General features: G+C 70.8%; 19 protein-coding genes and 2 tRNA genes. 13 read left to right on the top strand and 8 right to left on the bottom strand.

Going from position 1 to position 22172, the window contains the following annotated elements; all coding sequences use genetic code 11:
• Positions 1 to 87: 87 nt before the first annotated feature.
• Positions 88 to 1461 carry an ABC1 kinase family protein gene (locus ACIHCM_RS23960; protein WP_399899213.1) on the bottom strand — a complete coding sequence of 458 codons (1374 nt, stop codon included), beginning with the start codon at positions 1459 to 1461 and terminating at the stop codon, positions 88 to 90.
• A complete protein-coding gene (locus ACIHCM_RS23955; RefSeq protein ID WP_399899211.1) occupies positions 1454 to 2680 on the bottom strand; it encodes a TOMM precursor leader peptide-binding protein in 1227 nt (408 codons plus the stop codon). Before ACIHCM_RS23955 ends, ACIHCM_RS23960 begins: the two co-directional genes overlap by 8 nt.
• Positions 2681 to 2924: 244 nt before the next feature.
• Between ACIHCM_RS23955 and ACIHCM_RS23950 the strand changes: the two genes are divergently transcribed.
• From ACIHCM_RS23950 to ACIHCM_RS23935, 4 genes are all read left to right on the top strand, one after another.
• Positions 2925 to 3521, top strand: a complete 597-nt coding sequence (locus tag ACIHCM_RS23950) for a M48 family metallopeptidase (protein ID WP_399899208.1) — start codon at positions 2925 to 2927, stop codon at positions 3519 to 3521.
• A gap of 159 nt (positions 3522 to 3680) precedes the next feature.
• The gene (locus ACIHCM_RS23945) at positions 3681 to 5393 is read left to right on the top strand and encodes a TerD family protein (protein WP_399899205.1); all 1713 of its coding nucleotides are present in this window, start codon (positions 3681 to 3683) and stop codon (positions 5391 to 5393) included.
• 13 nt (positions 5394 to 5406) lie between these two features.
• Positions 5407 to 6087 (top strand): AIM24 family protein, encoded by a 681-nt coding sequence (locus tag ACIHCM_RS23940; RefSeq protein WP_399899201.1) that lies wholly within the window; start codon positions 5407 to 5409, stop codon positions 6085 to 6087.
• A 16-nt stretch (positions 6088 to 6103) separates the two neighbouring features.
• Complete coding sequence (locus ACIHCM_RS23935) at positions 6104 to 6859, top strand: AIM24 family protein (RefSeq protein ID WP_399899198.1); 756 nt, start codon at positions 6104 to 6106, stop codon at positions 6857 to 6859.
• Positions 6860 to 6913: 54 nt separating this feature from the next.
• Here the strand turns inward: ACIHCM_RS23935 and ACIHCM_RS23930 are convergent, their stop codons facing one another.
• Positions 6914 to 7429, bottom strand: a complete 516-nt coding sequence (locus ACIHCM_RS23930; protein ID WP_399899195.1) for an NUDIX hydrolase — start codon at positions 7427 to 7429, stop codon at positions 6914 to 6916.
• Positions 7426 to 8904, bottom strand: coding sequence for a zinc-dependent metalloprotease (locus ACIHCM_RS23925; protein WP_399899192.1), 1479 nt, complete (start codon positions 8902 to 8904; stop codon positions 7426 to 7428). The genes ACIHCM_RS23930 and ACIHCM_RS23925 overlap by 4 nt, the downstream gene beginning before the upstream one ends.
• A 193-nt stretch (positions 8905 to 9097) precedes the next feature.
• Here ACIHCM_RS23925 and ACIHCM_RS23920 point away from each other — a divergent pair, with 193 nt between their 5' ends.
• The 4 genes from ACIHCM_RS23920 to ACIHCM_RS23905 all read left to right on the top strand — a co-directional run bounded on the left by ACIHCM_RS23920 (position 9098) and on the right by ACIHCM_RS23905 (position 12335).
• The gene (locus ACIHCM_RS23920) at positions 9098 to 10210 is read left to right on the top strand and encodes an SDR family oxidoreductase (protein ID WP_399899190.1); all 1113 of its coding nucleotides are present in this window, start codon (positions 9098 to 9100) and stop codon (positions 10208 to 10210) included.
• Positions 10211 to 10444: 234 nt separating this feature from the next.
• Positions 10445 to 10906: a molybdenum cofactor biosynthesis protein MoaE gene (locus tag ACIHCM_RS23915; RefSeq protein ID WP_399899187.1), complete on the top strand. Its 462-nt coding sequence runs from the start codon at positions 10445 to 10447 to the stop codon at positions 10904 to 10906.
• Between the two features lie 112 nt (positions 10907 to 11018).
• Entirely contained in the window at positions 11019 to 11183 is a 165-nt protein-coding gene (locus ACIHCM_RS23910; RefSeq protein ID WP_399899184.1) for a hypothetical protein, read from the top strand.
• 54 nt (positions 11184 to 11237) lie between these two features.
• Positions 11238 to 12335, top strand: coding sequence for a PDZ domain-containing protein (locus ACIHCM_RS23905; protein ID WP_399899181.1), 1098 nt, complete (start codon positions 11238 to 11240; stop codon positions 12333 to 12335).
• 110 nt (positions 12336 to 12445) lie between these two features.
• Here ACIHCM_RS23905 and ACIHCM_RS23900 read toward each other — a convergent pair whose 3' ends face one another.
• Complete coding sequence (locus ACIHCM_RS23900) at positions 12446 to 12988, bottom strand: PPA1309 family protein (protein ID WP_399899178.1); 543 nt, start codon at positions 12986 to 12988, stop codon at positions 12446 to 12448.
• Between the two features lie 162 nt (positions 12989 to 13150).
• On the opposite strand from ACIHCM_RS23900, the gene ACIHCM_RS23895 reads away from it, so the two are divergent.
• From ACIHCM_RS23895 to ACIHCM_RS23880, 4 genes are all read left to right on the top strand, one after another.
• The gene (locus ACIHCM_RS23895) at positions 13151 to 16132 is read left to right on the top strand and encodes a UPF0182 family protein (RefSeq protein WP_399899428.1); all 2982 of its coding nucleotides are present in this window, start codon (positions 13151 to 13153) and stop codon (positions 16130 to 16132) included.
• Between the two features lie 44 nt (positions 16133 to 16176).
• A tRNA-Met gene (locus tag ACIHCM_RS23890) sits at positions 16177 to 16250 on the top strand.
• 225 nt (positions 16251 to 16475) lie between these two features.
• Complete coding sequence (locus ACIHCM_RS23885) at positions 16476 to 18326, top strand: tetratricopeptide repeat protein (RefSeq protein ID WP_399899175.1); 1851 nt, start codon at positions 16476 to 16478, stop codon at positions 18324 to 18326.
• Between the two features lie 128 nt (positions 18327 to 18454).
• Positions 18455 to 18528 (top strand) — tRNA-Met (locus tag ACIHCM_RS23880).
• Between the two features lie 202 nt (positions 18529 to 18730).
• Here the strand turns inward: ACIHCM_RS23880 and ACIHCM_RS23875 are convergent.
• Positions 18731 to 19147 carry a Fur family transcriptional regulator gene (locus tag ACIHCM_RS23875; protein ID WP_399899172.1) on the bottom strand — a complete coding sequence of 139 codons (417 nt, stop codon included), beginning with the start codon at positions 19145 to 19147 and terminating at the stop codon, positions 18731 to 18733.
• A gap of 162 nt (positions 19148 to 19309) precedes the next feature.
• Here ACIHCM_RS23875 and ACIHCM_RS23870 point away from each other — a divergent pair, with 162 nt between their 5' ends.
• Positions 19310 to 20764: a catalase gene (locus ACIHCM_RS23870; RefSeq protein WP_399899169.1), complete on the top strand. Its 1455-nt coding sequence runs from the start codon at positions 19310 to 19312 to the stop codon at positions 20762 to 20764.
• A gap of 92 nt (positions 20765 to 20856) precedes the next feature.
• Here ACIHCM_RS23870 and ACIHCM_RS23865 read toward each other — a convergent pair whose 3' ends face one another.
• Together ACIHCM_RS23865 and hisN are read right to left on the bottom strand one after the other, a co-directional pair.
• Positions 20857 to 21249: a cyclic nucleotide-binding/CBS domain-containing protein gene (locus tag ACIHCM_RS23865; protein WP_399899167.1), complete on the bottom strand. Its 393-nt coding sequence runs from the start codon at positions 21247 to 21249 to the stop codon at positions 20857 to 20859.
• Positions 21250 to 21359: 110 nt separating this feature from the next.
• Positions 21360 to 22160, bottom strand: a complete 801-nt coding sequence (hisN, locus tag ACIHCM_RS23860; RefSeq protein ID WP_399899164.1) for a histidinol-phosphatase — start codon at positions 22158 to 22160, stop codon at positions 21360 to 21362.
• Positions 22161 to 22172: the final 12 nt, after the last annotated feature.

The following is a 22172-nucleotide window of genomic DNA, read 5'->3' as shown; positions in this document are numbered from 1 at the left end:
CAGGCTCGGTAGGCCTCTCCTGGCACGGGCCACAGCTGAGAGCCGGCCTTGTCGGATCAGTCGTCGCCCGGCGTCACCGCCCCGGCATCACGCCTCGGCCGCCGCCGGGTCCCCCTCGTCCCTCTCGTCCTCCGGCACGAACCCCGGCAGCCACTCCTCCAGTTCCTCGCGGAGGCGGACCGTGGCGTTCAGCTGGCACAGGACGCCGATCGTGCTCAGGGTCACCCGGTGTATCAGGAGGTATGCCGGCGGAAGGTTGAGCTGCTTGCCCAGTTGGTACGCGGGGGAGCGGATGTCGGCCACGCGGGCCGCCTGGCTGCGCATCCAGCCGCGGGTGAAGGTGAACTCGTCGACGCGGGCCGGCTCGATGATCGGCAGAAGGTAGTCGAGGACCGCGTCCGGATCGAGTTCGATGGACTCCTTGATGAAGCCTTCGGCGCAGAGAAGGTCGTGGACCGCCTGAGCTTCCCCGTCCAACGTCATGCGCAGGGAGTCGCCGATGGTGCCCGGGAGGCCGCCCGGGAGGCGGTCCACCGTGCCGAAATCCAGGACGCCGAGGCGCCAGTCGTCGTCGCCGTCCGGGCCGCCGGGCAGGAGGCGGAAGTTGCCGGGGTGCGGGTCGGCGTGCAGCAGACCCGTGCGGGCGGGACCGGAGAAGAGGAAGCGGGCGAGGAGCTGGCCGGCCCGGTCGCGCTGCTCCTCCGTGCCGTCCGAGATGATCGCCGAGAGCGGGATGCCCTCGATCCACTCCGTGATCAGGATCTGGTCGCACTGGTGGACCACGGCGGGCACCGCGAAGTCCGGGTCGTCGGCGAACTCCTCGGCGTGCTCCTGCTGGGCCTGTGCCTCCAGTCCGTAGTCCAGCTCCTCCGAGACACGATCCTTCAGTTCCGCGATCAGCGGCTTGATGTCCATGCCAGGGATAAGGGGGCCCAACAGCCTTGAGAAACGGCTCAGTTGGTTGAGGTCGGACAGCAGGGCCTCGCCGGCTCCCGGGTACTGCACCTTGATCGCGACCTCGCGGCCGTCGTGCCACACGCCGTGGTGCACCTGGCCGATCGAGGCGGCGGCGGACGGCTTGTCCTCGAAGTCGAGGAACAGCTCCCGCCAGTCCTTGCCGAGCCGTTCCGCGAGCACCGTGTGCACGGTGCGCGTCGGCATCGGGGGCGCCGCGTCCTGGAGCTTGGTCAGGGCCGCGCGGTAGGGCCCGGCGATCTCCTCGGGCAGCGCCGACTCGAAGACGGACAGGGCCTGCCCGAACTTCATCGCGCCGCCCTTGAGCTCGCCGAGCACCTTGAAGAGCTGCTCCGCGGTGCGCTGCTGCAGCTCGCGGCCGACGAGATCGGCGGACTCGCCGACGATCCGCTTGCCCAGGCCCCAGGTCGCCCGTCCGGCGAAGCCGAGCGGCAGCGCGGCGAGCTTGGCGGTCCGGGTGACCGCCTTGCGGGGAAGATCAGACATGCGCCCTCCAAGTCCCAGCCGGGCGCGCCGCGCCTGCCCGACGGCGTACCTCCATTGACGACCGTTCCACCGCCATTGTCTCGTGTGCCTCCCCGTCCTCGGCGGCGCGTTCCCCCTCGGCTTTCTCCGTACCCCTCTCCGCGGCCCCGCACGGGCATGCCGGATGCGCCCAGACCGGTCGGGCATGCCATTGGAGGGCGGGGACGGAGATCTCCCAGCGGACTCCGGCGCTGGTGGGAGGGCGGCCGTCGAGGAAGGCGAGGGCGTGCGCGGCCGTGAGGCCGGCGACCGTGGTGGCCAAGGTCACGTCGCACGGGCGGACGTGGCGCTGCCGCCCCGAGCGCCACTGGGCGACCAGGCGGGGCCACGTCGGGTCCCGGTCGGTGCGGTCCTCGTGCAGACAGCGGGCGCAGCCCGTCTCGCCGGGCAGGACGAACGGGCCGACCGTGCCGGTGCCCTCGACGACCCCGGCGTACAGGTGCGGCGTACCGGAGGTGATCAGGGGCTCGGCAGCGTCCGGGGCGGGGGCGTGCACGGCGACGTCGTCGCGTGGGGTGAGGATCACCAGGGAGAAGCCGGCTTCGGCCGGGTCCGCCGGTGCCCGGCTGTCGCGGCGGGGTGGGCCCTCCGGTGCGGCCCGGCGGACGACCCGGCGGGCGGCCTCGTCGCGGCGCTCGCCGATGGACTCGCCGGGCAGACCGCCCGGCGCCACGTCCCAGGGCTCCACGCAGCCGCCGTCGCGCACGTCCACCTCGCCGACACCCGCGCCCGCCAGCAGCGCGGCCACCGTGGCGCCGACGCGGCCGGCGCCCCGTACCTGCACGCGCAGCGAGCGCCGGGCGGCGAGGCGTGCGATCGCCTCGCCCGGCTCCGTGGTGGTCAGGGACAGTGTGGCCAGGTCCGGCCGGAGCCGTTCGAGGACTGCCTGCTTGCCGCGCAGAGTGTCGGCGGCGGGCCCGCCGCCCTTCGCGTCGTCGAGAAGTCCGGACCGGGTCAGTCTGCGGACCAGTTCGTCGACGTGGCCCTCGGGCAGGTCCATCCGCCGGCCCTCCTCGCGCAGGAGCGGCAGGCCGCGGGTGCCGTTGAGCATGTCGAGGAAGGTGCCGGTCGCGATGTCCATCGGGCCCAGCGTCATCGCGTGCGCAGGCGTCATGCCGAACTGCACGGTCTTGAGGTCGCGCCAGCCGCGCCGCAGCGCGGGTTTCACCATCGGATGCATGACAGTCCCCCGTAGCCAGGAAATTACCGGTATGTCACGGTTCGTCGGTAGAGGTGAGCGGGCTGGTCGGGCCCGGTCGGGTTCGTGCCGACGCGAGCAAGCATGCCCGGCTCGGCGGTGCGGCGCCGAAAGTTATCCACAGGCGGGGGATATTCGTCGTACAAATCAAACGCATGGTGGGCGATCGGAATCGAACCGTCCCGGACTCGGGACTTCCCGCATGCGCAGCGGGTAACGTCGGGGCGTGTCCGCCGACCCACTGCACCGCGCCGGAAAGCCGCAGCGCAGCACGACGAGCCCGCCGCCGAGCGGCTCCGGGGCGAGCGTGATCGAGGTGCGCCGGAGTACTCGTCGACGCCGGACGGTCTCCGCGTACCGCGAGGGCGATCGCACCGTCGTGCTCATCCCCGCCCGGATGTCCGAGGCCGAGGAGCAGCGCTGGGTGACCGTCATGCTCGACAAGCTGGCCGCCCAGGAGAGCAAGCGGGTACTGGGTGACGCCGAGCTGACGGAGCGCGCCGAGCGGCTGTCCGCCCAGTACTTCGACGGCCGCGCGCGGCCCACTTCGGTGCGCTGGGTGACCAACCAGAACACGCGCTGGGGCTCGTGCACCCCCGCCGAGGGCAGCATCCGGCTGTCGCACCGGCTGCAGGGCATGCCCGAGTACGTCGTCGACTACGTGCTCCTGCATGAGCTGGCGCATCTGCTGGTGCCCGGGCACGGGCCCCGCTTCTGGCGACTGCTGGAGGCCTATCCGCGCACCGAGCGTGCCCGGGGCTATCTCGAAGGAGTGGTCGCCGCGGACCGGTTGCCGCATCTGCCCGGCGCGCGCGCGGAGTGATCCGCCGACGCGGCGTGCACGGCATGTCCGGCAAGTGCTTCCGGCATGGCCGGGAAAGAGGTTGTGTACCGGCTCTGTACCGACTTCCTCCGGTGTCCGGGTTTGCCGTTAGCCTGGCGCGACGCACTCGCACTTCGGGATGGGGGACGGTCGTTACGCATGGCCAGGGAATTCCAACGCGGCCACAAGGCCAGGATCAGTGACCTGACGGCGGGCACGGATCTGTACGTAGGTGTGCAGATCTCGGGGCCCGGACTGACCTTCGACATCAGCTGCTTCGGTCTGGATGCCGACGAACGGCTGTCGGACGAACGGTACTTCGTCTTCTTCAACCAGCCGAAGTCCCCCGAGGAGGCCATCCAGCTCCTCGGCGCACAGGCGGGTGACACGGAGTCCTTCCGGGTCACGCTCGACAAGATCCCGTCGCAGATCCACAAGCTGTCGTTCACGGCGACCGTCGACGGTGCCGGGCAGATGTCGCAGATCAACCCCGGCTACCTCCGCATCGTCGCGGGCGGTCAGGAGGTGGCCCGGTACGCGTTCGACGGTTCGGAGTTCACCACCGAACGGGCCGTGATGCTGGGCGACTTCTACCTGAAGGACGTGTGGCGGTTCGCGGCCGTCGGACAGGGCTTCGAGGGCGGCCTGGACGCGCTGCTGAAGAACTTCGGCGGCGAGGTGCTCGAAGAGGAGACGCCGGCGGACCCGCAGTCCCAGGCCGGCGCCGCTCCCGCTTTCGCGCCGCCCGCCCAGTCCTCGGCGCCGCCCGCCTTCGGTGTCCCGTCCGGACCGGCCGCGACGCCCCCTGCAGCACCGGCGCCCGCCCCGCAGCCCGCCGCTCAGGGTTTCGCGCCGCCCGCCGGCGCCACCCCGCCCCCGGCTCCCGCCCCGTCACCCCAGGTGCACACCGCGCCCACCGTCGTCGCGCCCATGACCCCGCCCGGCGGAGCCGCCGTACCGCCGCCCGCCCCGGCACCCGCGCCGCCCTACGGCGGCCAGCCGCAGCCCCCGTACGGGCAGCCGCCCCAGCAGCAGCCTCCGTATGGCCAGGCGGCGCCGGGCCAGACGGCTCCGCTGCCCCCGGGATACGGTCAGCCGCCCGCCCAGCAGGGCCCCATGCCGCCCCACGGCCAGCCGGCCCCGCCCCCGGGCTACGGACAGCAGGCCCCCTACGGAGCGCCGCAGGCCGCGCCCCAGGGCACCGCCCAGGCACCCGGTGTCGCCGGCGCGCTCCAGAAGTTCAAGGAGACGCCCACCGGTCAGCGCTGGACGCAGCAGAACAAGAAGCTCGTCCGCGTGGATCTCGGCATCGGCGGCCAGCCCGTGCTGGCCCGGCAGGGCAGCATGGTGCTCTACCAGGGCAAGGTCGACTTCAGCTACAAGGGCGCCGGGTTCAGCGGCCGGATCGTGGGCAACGCCACCGGCCAGGAGATGCAGCTGATGCGCTGCACGGGACAGGGGCAGGTGTTCCTCGCCGAGAACTCCACGATGCTGCACCCCATCGAACTCCAGGGCGACGGCATCTGCGTCTCCGCCGAGAACGTCCTCGCGTTCGACGAGAGCCTCCAGTACGAGGTGCGCCGCATCGAGGGCCACGGCATCCCCGGAGGTGCGCTGTTCACCATGCAGTTCACCGGCACCGGCACCATCGTCGTCAAGACCCACGGCACACCCGTGGTGCTGCCGGTCACGCCGACGACGTTCGCCGACTGCAACGCCGTGGTCGCCTGGTCGTCCGCCGCCCAGGTGGTCGTCTCCAGCCAGGTGCGGATGCGCCGCAACGCCTATCCCGGTGACACCGGAGAGAGCGTGAACCTCCAGTTCCGCGGCGCGCCCGGCAACTTCATCGTCGTCCAGCCGTACGAGATCTGAGGGAGAGCCCGTCATGAACCAGCCGCTCGCGGGCTACGCTCCCGCACCCGTGACCGCCCGCATGGAGAACCACGGCAACCACATGCTGAAGGTCGCCCTGCAGACCGGGAACGACCTCCTCGCGCGCGTGGGCTCGATGGTCGCCTACGAGGGTTTCATCCAGTACGAGCCCAACCCCCCGGCCGTCCGCCAGGTCGCGAAGGACTGGCTCACCGGCGAGGGCGCTCCGCTGATGAAGTGCTCCGGCGACGGACTGCTCTACCTCGCCGACTACGGCGCCAACGTCATCGTGATCAACCTGAACGGCGACGGCATCTCCGTCAACGCCACCAACCTGCTCGCCTTCGACGCGCACCTCACCTGGGGCGTCGAGCGGGTGAAGGGGCTCGCGAAGTTCGCCGGCCAGGGTCTGTGGAACACCAGGATCTCCGGGCAGGGCTGGGTCGCGCTGACCTCCCGGGGCAAGCCGATCGTCGTCGACTGCGGTGGCGGTGAGAACGAGACCTACGTCGACCCGGACGCGCTCGTCGCCTGGTCCCCGAACCTCAAGGTGAAGGGCAAGCGCAGCTTCAAGGCCCAGTCGCTGATCGGCCGGGGCAGCGGCGAGGCCTACCAGATGGCCTTCTCCGGCGAGGGCATCGTCGTCGTCCAGCCCAGTGAGGACAGCACCGACCGACTCCGGGTCCGGGGCTGAGGGGGAGCACCACACCATGCAGAGTCCGATCTTCGCCCACAACGACCAGCCGAGCCAGGAGCGCTGGAGCCTGCAGAACAAGCAGATGCTGCGCGTCGCCCTGGAGGGTCACGACGACGTCCTGGCCCGCAAGGGCACCATGGTCGCCTACCAGGGGCTCGTCGAGTTCGACGCCGAGTTCCAGGGCAACAGCGCCGCACGCGCGCGTGCGCGCACCGGTGAGGGCCTGGACCTGATGCGCTGCCACGGGCAGGGCACGGTCTACCTCGCCAACCTCAAGCAGCACGTCCACCTCATGGACGTGGACCAGGACGGGCTGACCGTCGACAGCAACTACGTCCTGGCGATGGACTCCGGGCTGCACCATGAGGTCATCGCCGTCGACAGCCTCTACGGCATCTCCGGCTCCGGGAAGTACCAGCTCAACATCACCGGTCGCGGCAAGGTCGCCCTGATGACCTCGGGCGCGCCCCTGATGATGCAGGTCACGCCCGACAAGTACGTCAACTGCGACGCGGACGCCATCGTCGCCTGGTCCACCGCTCTGCGCGTGCAGATGCAGGCCCAGACGCACTCCTCCGGAGTGTGGCGGCGCCGGGGCAACACCGGCGAGGGCTGGGAACTCAGCTTCATGGGCACCGGCCATGTGCTGGTCCAGCCCAGCGAGCTGCTGCCTCCGCAGAACGCCGTGATCGGGCAGGGCGCCGCGGCACAGTTCGGCATGGGGCAGCACGGGGCGCGCGGGCAGAACCAGGGGAACGTCTGGAGCTGACCCTCCGAAGCGGAACGTAAGGGGCGGCCGCAAGTGCGGGCGCCCCTTACACGTTCAGAGCCTGTCGCGGGTCGCGGCCACCAGCCGCAGGACCGACTCGTCGGCGACCTCGGCGACCTCGTCGTAACCGAACCAGCGCAGGTCGAGGGACTCGTCGCTGATCGCCGCCACGGCCCCGGCCGGGGCCAGCGCGGCGTACTGGACGTCGAGGTGCCAGGCGCACGGCGTGAGATGGCGGTCCAGCCGCACCGGGCCGCCGGGCAGCAGCGACAGCCCCGGGATCCCGGACTCCTCGGTGCCCTCGCGCAGCGCCGCCGCCGCGAGGGAGGCGTCGCCCGGCTCGCAGTGGCCGCCCATCTGGAGCCACATGCGCAGCTTGCGATGCAGGGTGAGCAGCACCCGCCCCTGCTCCGGGTCGATCACCAGGGCACTCGCCGTGATGTGGCCGTCCGCGCACGACTTCCACATGCCGGTGGGATGGGCCGCCAGGTGGTCCAGATAGGTCTGGCGCAGCTCTTCCTGGTCCTCGTAGCGCTTCAGTACGAGGACCGCGTCGTCGTGCAGGCTCACTCGGCGCCGTCGCCCTTGGCCTCGCCGCCGTCCCTGCCCTCGGCGTCCTTGCCGCCCTCGGGCCCCTCGTCCTGGCTCTTCTTCCTGAGGTCCGGCTTGCCCGCCGCCTCACCGAGCATCTTGTCCAGCTCGGAGAAGTCCATGTGCTCGCGGTGCACGAAGCCGTCCGGGTCGTCCAGGTCGTGCGCGGTCGGCAGCATGTCCGGGTGGGCCCACAGGGCGTCCCGGCCGTCGACACCGCGCGCGTCCGTGAGGGACGCCCACAGGCGGGAGGCGTCCCGCAGCCTGCGCGGGCGCAGCTCCAGGCCGATCAGCGTGGCGAAGGTCTGCTCGGCCGGGCCGCCGGTCGCGCGACGGCGTCGCAGGGTCTCGCGCAGCGCGTCCGCGGACGACAGGCGGGGCTTGGCGGCCGCGTGCACCACGGCGTCGACCCAGCCCTCGACGAGCGCCAGCGCCGTCTCCAGACGGGCCAGGGCAGCCTTCTGCTCGGGCGTGTCCTCGGGCTGGAACATGCCCTGCTGCAAGGCGTCCTGCAACTGCTCGGGGTTCTGCGGGTCGAACTGGCCGACCACGTCCTCCAGCTTGGCCGTGTCGACCTTGATCCCGCGCGCGTACCCGTCGACCGCGCCGAACAGGTGCGAGCGCAGCCAGGGCACGTGCGCGAAGAGGCGCTGGTGGGCGGCCTCGCGCAGGGCGAGATACAGCCGCACCTCCTCCTTGGGCACGCCCAGGTCCTTGCCGAACGCCTCGACGTTCACCGGCAGCAGCGCGGCCTTGCCGGCCGGGGCGAGCGGCAGGCCGATGTCGGTCGAACCGACGACCTCGCCCGCGAGCACGCCGACGGCCTGCCCGATCTGCGTGCCGAACATCGCGCCGCCCATCGAGCGCATCATGCCGATCAGCGGGCCGGCCATGGCCTGCATCTCCTCCGGCAGGACGTCACCCATCGCGGCGCCGACCCGCTCGGCGACCGGGTCGACGAGCTCCTGCCACGCCGGCAGGGTCGCCTCGACCCACTCCGCGCGGCTCCAGGCCACCGCGGAGGCGGCGCCGGACGGCAAGGACGTCGCGTCGTCCAGCCACAGGTCGGCCAGGCGGACGGCCTCCTGGACCGCGGTGCGCTCGGCGGGGCCGACGCTCGCGTCCTTGGTGCCGTCCGACGTGCCCTGGGAGACCGTCTGGCGGGCGATCTGCTTGGCCATGTCCCAGTTCACCGGGCCGCCCTCGTAGGAGAGCATCTGGCCCAGCTGCTGGAACGCGGCGCCCAGGTCGGTGGGGTTCAGCGAACCGAACATGGCAGCGAGCGGATTGTCCGCACCGGGGCCACCAAAGCCTCCGGCACCGGGCAGCCCGCCGAATCCGAACGGGTTGGCCGGTCCCTGACCACCACCGCTCTGCTGGTCCTTCTTCTTGCCCTCGTCGCCGTCTTCCGGCTCCTCCGGCGGAAGGCCGAATCCGAATGGGGTGTCACTCACGGGATTCCTCGGCTGGTAAGGCCGCCGGTCTCCGCCGGCGGCACGACTGCCCGACAACACCACCCAGCCTAGACACCCCGGGCGGATCGGGCCTCGGTGCTTCGCCGACTCACGGGCTGCGGCAGGATGGATGCCACCTGGTACGTACGCGTCACTCGCGCTCGTATGTGAAGACAACCGCTGGAGACACCTGGTGAGTTCCCCAGATCCGCAGGTTCGCGCAGCGCGAAACCACTCAACCCCCTCCGCCCTGCGCGGACCCGTCGTCGCCGTCACCGGCGCCGCGTCCGGCGTGGGCGCGCTGCTCACCGCGCGGCTTGCCGCGTCGGAGGAGATCAAGCAGGTCATCGCCATCGACGAACGGCGTGGCGAGTGCGCGCAGGCCCAGTGGCACATCCTCGACGTGCGGGACCCGGTGATCGCGGAGAAGCTGCGGGGCGCGGACGTCGTGGTGCACCTGGCGCTCGACCTGGATCTGGAGACGGACGCGGCCGCCCGGACGGCGTACAACGTGCGCGGGACGCAGACCGTGCTGACCGCCGCCGCGGCGGCCGGGGTGCACCGGGTGGTGCTGTGCACCTCGGCGATGGTCTACGGGGCGCTGCCCGACAACGAGCTGCCGCTGTCGGAGGACGCGGAGCTGCGGGCGACGGCGGAGGCCACCGGCGTCGGCGACCTGCTCGAGATCGAGCGGCTGGCGCGCCGGGCGCCCCGCGCCCACCCGGGACTGAACGTCACCGTGGTGCGGCCGGGCGTCCTGGTGGGCGGCACGGACACGGCGCTGACCAGGTACTTCGAGTCGCCCCGGCTGCTTGTCGTCGCGGGATCGCGGCCCGCGTGGCAGTTCTGTCACGTCGAAGATCTGTGCAGTGCTCTGGAGTACGCCGTCCTGGAGAAGGTCGACGGGGAACTCGCCGTGGGATGCGACGGGTGGCTGGAGCAGGAGGAGGTCGAGGAGCTGAGCGGGATCCGGCGGATGGAACTGCCGTCGGCGGTGGCGCTCGGCGCGGCGGCCCGGCTGCACCGGATCGGGCTGACGCCGTCCCCGGCGGGGGACCTGGCGTACACGATGTATCCCTGGGTGGTCAGCGGGAGCCGGCTGCACGACGCCGGGTGGCGGGCGCAGTGGACCAACGAGGAGGTCCTCGCCGAGCTGCTGGAGGAGGTCTCCGGGCGGCACACGGTGGCCGGGCGGCGGCTGGGGCGGAAGGACGCCACGGCCGCGGGGGCCGCGGGGGCCACGGTCGCGCTGCTGGGAGCCGCGGCGGTGGTACGCCGGGCCCGGAAGGCACGGCGCCGGATCTGAGGCGTGCGAAGGCCGCGGTGCCGCCGGGTGGGCGCGGGGTGCGACGGCTGCGTGCCTGTGGCCCCGTCCGCCGTGGCGACTGCGATGCCCGTGGCCACACCGCCCTGGGGCCCCCGCCCGTGGCCACACCCGCTCCTGCACACCCGCTCCTGTAGGAGGCTCCAAGGCCGGGCACGCGTGTGCCGGGTGAAAGCGCTATTCCGCGTCCCCGCGCGCGTGGGGCACGATGGACGCATGGCAGCCAGCAACGATCACCCCGGTGAGCAGGGCGCTCAGCAGCCCATCAAGCTGATCGGCATCCGGGAGACGCCGCTCTCCCTCGACGAGGTCTTCCGGGCCGTCGGGGACGACGCCGCCGGGGGGACCGCCCTGTTCGTGGGGACCGTGCGGAACCACGACGGGGGCGCCGACGTGGACGAACTCGGGTACTCCTGTCACCCCAGCGCCGAGGCCGAGATGCGGCGCGTCGCCGAGAAGGTCGTCGCCGAGTTTCCGGTGCGGGCACTGGCGGCCGTCCACCGTGTGGGGGATCTGAGCGTCGGGGATCTCGCCGTCGTGGTCGGCGTCTCCTGTCCGCACCGCGGTGAGGCCTTCGAGGCCTGCCGGAAGCTCATCGACGACCTCAAGCACGAGGTGCCCATCTGGAAGCACCAGAAGTTCTCCGACGGCACCGAGGAGTGGGTCGGCGCCTGCTGAGCCTCCAGGCGAGCGACTCCGGTTGCGTAACCACACCCCTGGCGTGAGCGTTGTCAGTGCGAACGGTTAATCTGCTGATCAGTCAGTTGCGCTCATGGGGTTGGAGGTCGGCATGGCGGCGCTCGCCTGGTTGCTGATTCCGCTTGTGGCTGCTGTCGGCGCGGGCCTGTGGGGCAGTTGGGCCAACAGGACCCGCAGGGCCCGGAGCGACGGCCCCGAGCTCGACGGCTACGCGCGCTTCCGCGCGGCCATGGAGAAATCCCACACCGTTCCGTGACCCGGGAGGCGGCCCTGACGGTGTCCCGACACGCCCGTCCCGTACTGTCGTGACATGCCACGCCGCACCGCGACGATGCTCGCCTCCACCCTGATGCTGATCGCGCTGCTGTGCGCGGGAGTCCTCATCCGCGTGCCGTACGCGGAGATGTCCCCGGGGCCGACGGTGAACACGCTGGGTGACCACGACGGCGAGCCGGTGCTGCAGATCTCCGGGCGCAAGACGTACCCGGCGGACGGGCACCTCAACATGACGACCGTCCGCGTGACCAGCGCCGACTACCGGATGAACCTCGTCGAGGCGGTCTACGGCTGGCTTGCACACGACAACAAGGTCGTCCCGCACGACACCCTCTACCCGGACGGCAAGACCGAGGAGGAGTCCACCCAGGAGAACGCCGAGGAGTTCAGCCAGTCCCAGGAGAGCGCCAAGGTCGCCGCCCTGAAGGAACTCGGCGTCAAGGTGGCTTCCTGGGTGATCGTCTCCACCGTGGTGAAGGACTCCCCGGCCGAGGGCAGGCTGCACGCCGGTGACGTGATCAAGGCAGTCGACGGTACGAAGGTGAAGGCCCCCGGCGACGTGGCGGAACTGGTGACCAGGCACAAGCCCGGCGAGGACGTCGTCTTCACGATCGTGCCCGCGAAGGAGCAGGCCGCCGCCGAGAAGGAGAAGCGGGACCCGGTGCGCACGGAGAAGGTGACGATCACCACCAAGACCTCCGACGACGCGGGGGAGAAGCGCGCGATCGTCGGCATCTCGGCCGGCACCGACCACACCTTCCCGTTCACGATCGACATCAAGCTCGCCGACGTCGGCGGCCCGAGCGCCGGCCTGATGTTCGCGCTCGGCATCTACGACAAGCTCACCCCGGGCTCCCTCACCGGCGGCTCGTTCGTCGCCGGCACCGGCACCATCGACGACGACGGCACGGTCGGCCCGATCGGCGGCATCGAGATGAAGACCGTCGGCGCGCGCAGCAAGGGCGCCCAGTACTTCCTGACGCCCGCCGACAACTGCGCCGCCGCGGCGCAGGACACCCCCAAGGGCCTCACGCTGGTCAAGATCGACACCATCGACGACGCCCTCGGCGCCCTGAAGGACATCCGCGCCGGCGACACCGCCGACCTGCCGAAGTGCACGGCAAAGGGCTGATCGGCCGACCATGCCGCTACGGCGCCCGGGGGCGCCCTCGATCATGAGGGCGCCCCCGGTCCCCTACACCGGGGACGCGGACGCGCACCCGGCGGCGTCCCCGAAATCCCTCAGTCCGCGAAGGTGGCCGCCAACGCCTCCGCGAGGCCGGGTACCAGCTCGGAGCCGGTGAGGACCTCCGTCGGGGAGTCCTTCTCGCGCAGCCGCAGGGCCGCGTCGCGGGCACCGTCGCGCAGGACGGCGACCGTCATGCGGACCTCCTGGCGCTCGGGATGCCGGGCGACCCACTTGGCGAGCGCGGCCTCGTCCAGATCGTCCGGGACCTGGGCCTCGGCGGTCGGCGGCAGCATCAGGCGCTCCACCGTGAGCGCGCAGCCGGCCACCGCCTCGGGCCAGGCGATGGTGCCGAGGAACTCGTCGAGCGGCTTGTCCGTTGGGATTTCGTCCTGCTCGATCGGGGTGAGACCGGCGGCGTCCGGCTCGTCACCCAGGCCGAGCTGCGCCGCCAGCGCGGGTTCCTGGGCCCGCAGCTGCGCGGTGTCTACGAGGGCGAAAAGGCGTGCGGGCTGGTCCCAGCCGAGGCCGGAGGCGTACTCGTCGATCTCGAGTACGGCCCGGGTGAGCGGGTTCGCCGCCATGGGTGTGTTGGACATGGTCACAATCCTGCCTCGTTCGCACCCGGAACCGGGAACCGAGTAAAGCGTGAGTAAGTTGCATAGGTGAGGGCCTACGATCACGGGGCCCAAGGACGGCCCACGAAAACGGGGGCCTGACAGACCAACAGCGATTTTCGAGGTGCCACCTTGGCTTTCCAGATGCCGGACCGCGGCGGAGGCCCGACGGGGCCACGGATCAGAGTGGGCCGCCCGTCCCGGCGTGTCCGGACCCTGCTCATGACACTGGGTGTCCTTGCCGTGCTCGCCATGGCGTTCACCATGTTCGCGGGCTTCTGGACGGACTGGCTCTGGTACCGGTCGGTGAAGTACTCGTCCGTCTTCACCACCACACTGTTGACCAAGATCGGCCTCTTCTTCGTCTTCGGCCTGCTGATGGCCGTCGCCGTCGGGGTCAACATCTGGCTGGCCCACCGGCTGCGCCCGCCGCTGAGCGCGATGTCGATGGAGCAGCAGAGCCTCGACCGCTACCGGATGGGCATCGCGCCGTACAAGAAGTGGCTGCTGTTCGCGATCACAGCCCTGGTGGGCCTGATCGCGGGCGCGTCCGCGTCCGGTCAGTGGCGCACCTGGCTGATGTGGGTCAACGGCGTGCCGTTCGGGCAGAAGGACCCCCAGTTCCAGCTCGACGTCGCGTTCTACGCCTTCGACCTGCCCTGGTACCGGTTCATGCTCGGCTTCGGCTTCGCCGCCGCGATCCTCTCCCTGATCGCCGCCGCGCTCACGCACTACCTGTACGGCGGGCTGCGCGTCACCAGCCCCGGCGCGCGCGCCACGGCCGCCGCGACCGGCCATCTGTCGGTGCTCATCGGGATCTTCGTCGCCCTGAAGGCGGTCGCCTACTGGCTCGACCGCTACGGCCTGGCGGTCAAGTCCAGCGACTTCAAGGCGACGGACAACTGGACGGGCCTGCGGTACGTCGACGCCAACGCCTACCTGCCGGCCAAGACGATCCTGTTCTGCATCGCGGTCATCTGCGCCCTGCTGTTCTTCTCGACGATCTGGCGGCGCACCTGGCAGCTGCCCCTGATCGGCTTCGGCCTGATGGTGCTGTCGGCGATCCTGATCGGCGGGCTGTACCCGGCGATCGTGCAGAAGTTCCAGGTCCAGCCGAACGAGCAGGCCAAGGAAGCCCCGTACGTCGAGAAGAACCTCGCGGCGACGCGTGAGGCGTACGGCATCGGCGGGACCCAGGTCAGTGACTACTCGGGCACGGCCAACACCAAGGACGCCAGCAAGCTGCGGGACGACGTGGACTCCACGGCGAGCATCCGCATCATGGACCCGAACATCATCTCGCCGACCTTCCAGCAGCTCCAGCAGATGCGGAAGTACTACGCGTTCCCGACCAACCTGGACGTCGACCGCTACACCATGGGCGGCACCGAGCAGGACACGGTCATCGGTCTGCGCGAGCTGAACTACGCGGGCATCGACAAGAAGAACTGGATCAACAACCACTTCCGCTACACCCACGGCTACGGCGCGGTCGCCGCGAAGGGCACCGCCGTGGACTCCGAGGGCCGCCCGGTCTTCACCGAGTCCGACCTGCCGTCCAAGGGCCAGCTCGGCCAGTACGAGCAGCGGATCTACTACGGCGAGAAGACCAACACGTACTCGATCGTCGGCGGTCCCCAGAAGGAGATCGACTACTCCGACGACAGCGGTGAGAAGACCTACAGTTACGAGGGCAAGGGGGGCGTCGATCTCGAGAACCCGATAAACCGCGCAGCCTACGCGGTCGCGCTCAACGAGCCGCAGATCCTGTACTCCGGCGCCATCGGCGACGGTTCGCGGATCCTGTACAACCGCACGCCCAAGGAGCGTGTCGAGGCGGTCGCCCCGTGGCTGACCATCGACGGCGACGCCTACCCGGCGGTGGTCAACAACAGGATCCAGTGGATCGTCGACGCGTACACGACGACGAACGGATACCCCTACGCCTCGCGTACGACCCTCGGCGACACCACCGCCGACTCGCTCACCGCGACCAACGACCAGCGTGCCGTCGTGGCCCAGCAGAACCAGGTCAACTACATCCGCAACTCGGTGAAGGCGACCGTCGACGCGTACACCGGCGACGTCAAGCTCTACCAGTGGGACTCCCAGGACCCGGTCCTGAAGACCTGGATGAAGGCGTTCCCCGGCACGGTCGAGCCCAAGAGCGAGATCTCCCGCGACCTGATGGACCATCTCCGGTACCCGCAGGACCTGTTCAAGGTGCAGCGAGAGCTGCTGACCCGCTACCACGTGAAGGACGCCGACACCTTCCTCAGCGGCAGCGAGGTGTGGCAGGTGCCGGACGACCCGACCAACAAGTCGGGCGACGCGGTGCCGCCGTACTACCTGAGCATGAGGATGCCCGACCAGAAGGCCCAGGCGTTCTCGCTGACGACGACCTTCACGCCCAACGGCCGGGACAACCTCAGCGCGTTCATGGCGGTCGACGCCGAGGCGGGCAAGAGTGACTACGGCAAGATCAGGATCCTGAAGCTGCCGACGAGCACGACGGTCAACGGACCCAAGCAGGTGCAGAGCCAGTTCAACTCCGAACAGGACATCGCCGAATCCATCCGGCTGCTGAGAGGCGGCGACTCGGAGGTGGAGTACGGCAACCTGCTGACGGTGCCGCTGGACGGCGGACTGCTGTACGTGGAGCCGGTGTACGTACGCGGTGGCGGACTCCAGTACCCGCTGCTGCGCAAGGTGCTGGTGAGCTACGGCGGCAACACGGCGTTCGAGGACACCCTCGACGAGGCGCTCAACAAGGTGTTCGGGGCACAGGGTTCGACGCCGCCGCCGGACGAGGACACCGGTGAGGGCGACGGCGACACCACGACACCGCCACCGCCGACGAGCGACAACCCGACCGTCCAGGAGGCCCTCAACGACGCCCAGAAGGCCTTCGAGGCGGGCCAGGAGGCCCTGACGAAGGGTGACTGGGAGGCGTACGGCCGGGCCCAGGAGGACCTGGAGGCGGCGCTGCGGCGGGCCGAGGAAGCCCAGTCGAGGGCCGGCGGCACCGGCGGTGGCGGCACCGGCGGTGGCGGTGGCGCCACCAGCAGTCCCAGCCCGAGCAGTCCGGCCAGCCCGAGTCCGAGCGGCAGTCCGCAGAGCAGTTGATCGAAAAGCTCCTCCCGCGTCGTGATACGGTTGCAGAACAACGACGCGGGGTGGAGCAGCTCGGTAGCTCGCTGGGCTCATAACCCAGAGGTCGCAGGTTCAAATCCTGTCCCCGCTACTGAAGTCGACGTGACGTCGGCCATCGCGAAGGCCCGGATCCATTGAGGATCCGGGCCTTCGTGGTGTGCGAACGCATGTGCCGACATGCCATATCGCCGTGCCGCCGTGGGGAGTTGGGGGATCTGTGTTTGACTTATCTCTCTGTGGGCATGTCGACAAAACGCTGAAGTGACCTCACTGGCTGCGGTATACGAGGTGTACCCAGGTTGCAGGTGGTGCGACGATGGACGTTATGGGGGACAAGGCAACTCTGTTCGAGACAGGGCGATTTGTGCAGCCTGCCGGCCAGGAGGAGACCCGGGACGAAACGGGCGAGGCGGTCGAGGAGGCGCGGCAGCGGCTCGCCGCCGAGGCCGGTGACGTCGAGGCGATGAGCGTCCTCGGGGCCATGCTGCTGCGCCGTGGTGATCTCGACGGAGCGGAACCCCATCTGCGCGCCGCGACCGCCGAGGGCGACCGTGCCGCCGCGAACAACCTGGGCGTCCTGCTGCACCAGCGGGGGTACGCCGACGAGGCCGCCGGATGGTGGCGGATCGCCGCCGTCGCCGGCAGCGCCGCCGCCGCGCACGCGCTCGGCCGCCATCACCGGGAGCGCGGTGACGAGCCGGCCGCTGAGTACTGGCTGCTGCAGTCCGCCGAGCAGGGGCACGTCCTCGGGGCGTACGCGCTGGCCGATCTGCTGGAGCACCGGGGGGACGGCGGGGCGGAGCAGTGGATGCGGGCGGCCGCCGAGCGGGGGCACCGGGAGGCGGCGTACCGGCTCGCCCGCACGCTTGATCGCAGAGCGTTGCGCGAAGGCGGGACCGTGGCTGACAACGGTGTCGGTGCCGGTGACGGAGCTGCTCCGGCAGCCTTCGCGAACGCGGCGGAGGAGGAGGCCGAGCAGTGGTACCGGCAGGCCGCCGCACGCGGGCACCGGCGGGCCGCGCTGCATCTGGGGGCGATCCTGGAGAAGCGCGGGGAGCTGAAGGAGGCCGGGCGCTGGTATCTGACCTCCGCCAAGGACGGCGAGCCGCGAGCCGCCTGCGCGCTCGGGTTCCTGCTGCGGGACGCCGGGGACGAGGAGAGTGCCGCCGTGTGGTGGCTGCGGGCCGCGCAGGACGGTGACGGCAACGCGGCGAACGCGCTGGGAGCGCTGCACGCCGAGCGAGGCGAGACGCAGACCGCCGAGCGCTGGTACCGGGCCGCCCTGGACGCCGGCGACGTCAACGGTGCCTACAACCTGGGGCTGCTCTGCGCGGAGCAGGGGCGCACCACGCAGGCCGAGCAGTGGTACCGGCGTGCGGCGTACGCCGGGCATCGGGAGGCGGCGAACGCGCTGGCGATCCTGCTGCTCCAGGGCGGCGACGAGACCGGGGCGGAGCCCTGGTTCTCCAAGGCCGCGGAGGTGGGGAGCGTCGATGCCGCCTTCAACCTCGGGATCCTGCACGCGGGCCGGGGCGAGGACCAGGCCGCGCTGCGCTGGTACGAGCGGGCCGCGGCCGCCGGGCACATCGAGGCGGCGTTGCAGGTCGGGATGGCACGGCTGCGGGACGGGGACGAGCGGGAGGCGGAGCGGCATCTGCGGTGCGCGGCGGGGGGCGGCAGCGCGGAGGCGGCGTACCGGCTCGCGGCCGTGCTCGACGCCCGGCGGCCGCCGGTGTCGCCCCATGAGCTGGGGGAGCCGGCGCACGAGAAGACCGAGTGCGAGGAGTGGTACGAGCGGGCGGCGATGCAGGGGCATCGGCGGGCGCAGGTGCGGGTCGGGATGCTGGCGGCCGCACGGGGGGACGTCGTCGAGGCGGCTCGCTGGTATCGGGAGGCGGCCGAGGCGGGATCGCGGAACGGGGCGTTCAACCTGGGGCTGCTGCTGGCCCGTGAGGGGAGCGAGCCGGAGGCGGCGGTGTGGTGGACGCGGGCGGCCGACGCGGGGCACGGGCGGGCGGCGTTGCGGCTCGCCCTCGTCTACGCGCGTCGGGGCGAGCTGGCCGAAGGGCAGCGCTGGGCCGACCGCGCGGTGTCCTTGGGGCCCCGGGAGGTCGCCGAGCGGGCGGCGCGGCTGCGGGACGCGCTGCGGGAGGAGCTGTCGGCCTGACGCCGGGAAAGGCGTGCGCGGGCGGGGCCGCTCGGCTCCGCCCGCGCACGGACCGGTGCAGGTTTGTCGGTGCACGGTTAAGCGATTTGCTTCCGTCCGCGTCCTTGACGTAACGTTGCATTCACCGACGCGGGGTGGAGCAGCTCGGTAGCTCGCTGGGCTCATAACCCAGAGGTCGCAGGTTCAAATCCTGTCCCCGCTACTGAAGGCCGAGGGCCGGAGTCCAGTCACTGGACTCCGGCCCTCGGTGTTTGCGCCGCAGCACCCGCAGCACCCGCAGCACCCGCAGCACCCGCAGCACCCGCACCCGCACGGCGCGCGCCGTGCGCAGGAGAACGAGAAAGCCCCCGGCGGCCAGAGGCGCCAGGGGCTGTCCGGAAGGCAGAAGCAGGGGGCCCGCGAACCTACGCCGCCGCGCAGTTCGGGCACACGCCGCGGTACGTCACCTCGACGCCTGAGACCGTGAAGCCGAAGCGCTCCGTCTCGGGGAGGTCGGCCAGCGGGTTGCCCGTGGGGTGGACGTCGCGGATCGCGCCGCACTGGGCGCAGACCAGGTGGTGGTGCGGCCGGCGCGCGTTCGGGTCGTACCGCTTGGCGCGCTTGTCCGTGCTGACCTCGAGCACCTCACCGAGGGAGACCAGCTCGCCCAGCGTGTTGTAGACGGTCGCCCGGGAGATCTCGGGCAGCTTGGCGACAGCCCTGGCATGGACCTCGTCGGCCGTCAGATGGACGTGTTCGCCGTCGAGGACCTCGGCCACCACACGCCGCTGCGCGGTCATCCGCCATCCGCGTCCGCGCAGCCGTTCCAGAAGGTCACTCATGAGGACCAGCCTAGCAGCAAGGGAACCAACTTCCGAACAGGTGTGACTTTGGAGCTCTGCTTGACTTAGACAAAGTCCATTGTAGGATCGAATCGGCTCCGGCCGAAGGACAGGAAGCCGGCCTTGAGCAGGAACACGCAAGGAATGACGCAGGAGGCGCACGTGACGCAGGGACCGCTTACGACGGAGGCCGGTGCCCCGGTCGCGGACAACCAGAACAGCGAGACCGCGGGCGTGGGCGGCCCCGTGCTCGTCCAGGACCAGCTCCTGCTGGAGAAGCTTGCCCACTTCAACCGTGAGCGCATCCCGGAGCGCGTCGTGCACGCCCGTGGCGCCGGCGCCTACGGCACCTTCACCGTGACCGCCGACGTCGCCCCGTACACCCGGGCCAAGTTCCTCTCCGAGGCTGGCAAGCAGACCGAGGTCTTCCTGCGCTTCTCCACGGTGGCCGGCAACCTGGGCGCGGCCGACGCCGTCCGTGACCCGCGCGGCTTCTCGGTGAAGTTCTACACCGAGGAGGGCAACTACGACCTCGTCGGCAACAACACCCCGGTGTTCTTCGTCAGGGACGCCATCAAGTTCCCTGACTTCATCCACACCCAGAAGCGCGACCCGTACACCGGCTCCCAGGAGGCGGACAACGTCTGGGACTTCTGGGGCCTGTCTCCCGAGTCCACGCACCAGGTGACCTGGCTGTTCGGCGACCGCGGCATCCCCGCCTCGTACCGCCACATGGACGGCTTCGGTTCGCACACCTTCCAGTGGAACAACGAGGCCGGCGAGGTCTTCTGGGTCAAGTACCACTTCAAGACCGACCAGGGGATCAAGAACCTCACCGCCGAGGAGGCCGAGATCCTCGCGGGCAAGGACCCCGACTCCCACCAGCGCGACCTGCGCGAGTCCATCGAGCGGGGCGACTTCCCGTCCTGGACCGTGGGCGTGCAGATCATGCCGGCGGCCGACGCGGCGACCTACCGCTTCAACCCGTTCGACCTGACCAAGGTGTGGCCGCACGCCGACTACCCGGTCATCGAGATCGGCAAGCTGGAGCTCAACCGCAACCCGCGGAACGTCTTCGCCGAGGTCGAGCAGTCGATCTTCAGCCCCGCCCACTTCGTGCCGGGCATCGGCCCGTCCCCGGACAAGATGCTCCAGGGCCGTCTCTTCGCGTACGGCGACGCCCACCGCTACCGCGTCGGCATCAACGCCGACCACCTGCCGGTGAACCGTCCGCACGCCACCGAGGCGCGCACCCACTCCCGTGACGGCTTCCTGTACGACGGCCGCCACGGCGGCGCGAAGAACTACGAGCCGAACAGCTTCGGGGGCCCGGCGCAGACCGGCCGTGCGCTGTGGCAGCCGTTCGGCGGATTCGCCGGCGGCACGGGCAACCACCCGACCCCGGTGCACGCCGAGGACGACGACTTCGTCCAGGCGGGCAACCTCTACCGGCTGATGTCGGCGGACGAGCAGGAGCGTCTGATCGGCAACCTGGCCGGCGCCATCTCGGGCGTCTCGCGCGACGAGATCGCCGCACGCGCGATCAACAACTTCCGACAGGCGGACCCCGACTTCGGCAAGCGGCTGGAGGCCGCGGTCCAGGCCCTGCGCGGCTGACACAACCAGCACTGGACCGCTTGCCGGAAGGACGGGCCGGCCCCCTGAACGAGGGGGCCGGCCCGTTCGTGTGCACGGGAGCGCCCGTTCGCTCAGGCGGGCACCTGCTGCCGTATCGGTGCCCAGCAGCGGATGATGTCGCGGACCGAGACGATGCCGGTGGGTTCGCCGCCGTCCAGGACGATGAGGTGCCGGAAGCCGCCGTGCGCCATGGCGCTGGCCGCCTCCTCCAGGGTCCAGGTCGGGGCCGCGAACACCACGTCGGTGGTCGTGTGGTCGTGGGCGTGCTCGGTGTCGGGGTTCTGGCCGAGGCCTACGGAGTTCAGGATGTCGCGCTCGGTGAGGATGCCGATGCCGCCGGCGTCGGGGTCGTGGACGACGGCCGCGCCGACCCGGCGGGCGGACATCAGCGCGGCGGCCTGGCGCAGGGTGTGGGTGGGGCCGATGGTGAGGACGACTGTGCTCATGGCGTCACGTACGAGCATGGATGGAGCCACCTCCTGAAGTGTCCCCGCCGCTTGTTCATCTTTTCACAAATTCACAAGTGGGGGGACTCTCAGAGTGGCAGGTAAAGCACGGGTCAACAAGTAGGCGTTCAGTAGCGCTGGTTGAGGTACGACAGCAGCTCGTCGTGGAGCACGCCGTTCGACGCGGCCGCGTTCCCGCTGTGCGGGCCGTGGCGGCCGTCCAGGCCGGTGAAGGTGCCGCCCGCCTCGGTGACGATGATCGCGTTGGCCGCCATGTCCCACAGGGACAGCTCCGGCTCGGCGCACATGTCGACGGAGCCCTCGGCGACCATCATGTACGGCCAGAAGTCGCCGTACGCGCGCGTGCGCCACACCTCGCGGCCGAGGTCCAGGAAGCCGTTGAGGCGGCCCTGCTCCTCCCAGCCGGAGAGGGAGGAGTATGCGAACGAGGCGTCCGAGAGCTTGGAGACGCGCGAGACCTGCAGCCGGCCGGCGGAGGTCAGGCTGCGGCCGCTGAAGGCGCCGTTGCCCTTCGCGGCCCACCAGCGGCGGCCGAGCGCCGGGGCGGAGACGAGACCGACGACAGGCTGGTAGCCGCCCTCCGAGGCCTCCATCAGGGAGATCAGCGTCGCCCAGACGGGGACGCCGCGTACGTAGTTCTTGGTGCCGTCGATGGGGTCGATGACCCAGCGGCGGGGCCCGGTGCCCTCGACGCCGTACTCCTCGCCGAGGATCGCGTCGCGTGGGCGGGCGCGCTGGAGGTGGCCCCGGATGAGCTCCTCGGCGGCCCGGTCGGCCTCGGAGACCGGCGTCATGTCGGGCTTGGTTTCGACCTTGAGGTCGAGGGCCTTGAAGCGATCCGTCGTCGCGGCGTCGGCGGCGTCCGCGAGGACGTGGGCCAGACGCAGGTCGTCGAGATAGTCGGGCATGTGAGGAACGGT

The organism is Streptomyces sp. NPDC052023 (assembly GCF_044548465.1).
Taxonomy (GTDB): Bacteria; Actinomycetota; Actinomycetes; order Streptomycetales; family Streptomycetaceae; genus Streptomyces.
The sequence above is the reverse complement of the archived record's forward strand: the minus strand, read 5'-3'. Positions and strand labels throughout refer to the sequence as shown.